This window comes from Rheinheimera lutimaris (assembly GCF_013283795.1).
GTDB classification, from domain to species: Bacteria; Pseudomonadota; Gammaproteobacteria; order Enterobacterales; family Alteromonadaceae; genus Alishewanella; species Alishewanella lutimaris.
Genome location: NZ_JABSOD010000045.1, coordinates 1 through 1,342, shown reverse-complemented (window position 1 = coordinate 1,342; position 1,342 = coordinate 1). Strand labels below are relative to the sequence as shown.

The following is a 1,342-nucleotide window of genomic DNA, read 5'->3' as shown; positions in this document are numbered from 1 at the left end:
TAATGCCGGTCAGTTAAGCTGACCGGCATTTTTCTTTTTAACGGGATACTTAAGTTTGCTCGATTTCACACATCGTGGATAACATCGTTCACGCCGTCCTGGCAGTAAGAAGAATGAAGCCATATCAGTGATATTCATTACAACTCCGGGAATACGCCCCGGTGATACATACGGCAGCGTAGCAAGTTGGAACACAATATGGCTGGCAGCCTCTTTAAAACTCAAATTGCTTGGGGATATGTCTTTGCCCAGCGATGCCGCCATCAGCACCATTTGATAACGGATAAGATTGTAGGCCAGCAGGACACCCCATAATTCCTGTTTGATCATATCAGGCAATTTCGAGCGAAGTGTGTAAGCATTGTGCAGCATTGACTGCTTAATTTCTCTAAAGCCCAGCTCTATCTCCCATCGGGTTGAGTATAAATCAACGATATCCGCCGCAGGGAAGCGCATCGGGTCCGTCAATGAGCAGAGTATTTTGACCTCTTTACCCTTGATGGTTTTGCTGAGTAATCGCGCTTCTATCGTCTGAGGTAAGCCATCAAACTTCTTACGTGATTGCGGTGTTGTTGTCAGCCGGATCAACTGGTCATGCTTACCCAAACTGCGGATAACCTCATATTGCGTCTGTTTCTTTAGCGGTAACAGCCAGTGACGTTGTTCGCCGGTAGATTGCCATTTATGCAGCAAACCCAGTGAGTAGAATCCCTTGTCGAACAAGGTCAGTGAATGGTCTGGGGTGTGGGGTATCAACTCCTCAGCCAGCACCATCTCATTAACGTCCACACTGTCAAACCGGCTTGCTGTCAGCAGATGACTGGTGAGCTCCATCTGGCATACCATCCGGATTTGTGGATAACAGGCTTCGCCAGTGTGAGATTTGGTTCTGGCGAATGCTGCACTGTTCTGAGGTGTATCTTCTGTACGAAATACCACACCATCAACTCCTAACAGCGTTAAACCACACCAATGAGGATGCGCAGCTTGTTCATTCCAGTGCCCGGCGGTGAGATTAAAAATATGCTCTACCGCTTCATAGCCAAGCCGTTGTCTTGCCTGAGTGATGGCACTGGGGGCTACGTATGGTGCTTTGCCTGGCAGTAAAATATCCAGTTGGGTAACCAGTTGTTTGATGGACATATTACGGAACAGCGCCATGCCCAGCACGGCCCATACCATCTGCTCCATAGGCAATCTTCGGGTTCTGATGGTGGATATGCCAGCGATACCCAACCCTGTTTCAATCAATGCCGGGTCAAGCACATCTGCCAAACTTTCAAAGTTAACGGTACGGCTGTTTACTAAAACGGTTTCGAGGGCTTGGCTAATACGCATAAAA

General features: G+C 48.1%; 1 protein-coding gene. It reads right to left on the bottom strand.

The window, feature by feature from the left end; all coding sequences use genetic code 11:
• Nucleotides 1–9: 9 nt before the first annotated feature.
• Entirely contained in the window at nucleotides 10–1,338 is a 1,329-nt protein-coding gene (locus HRH59_RS19130) for an IS4 family transposase (RefSeq protein WP_173502855.1), read from the bottom strand.
• Between the last annotated feature and the right edge of the window lie 4 nt (nucleotides 1,339–1,342).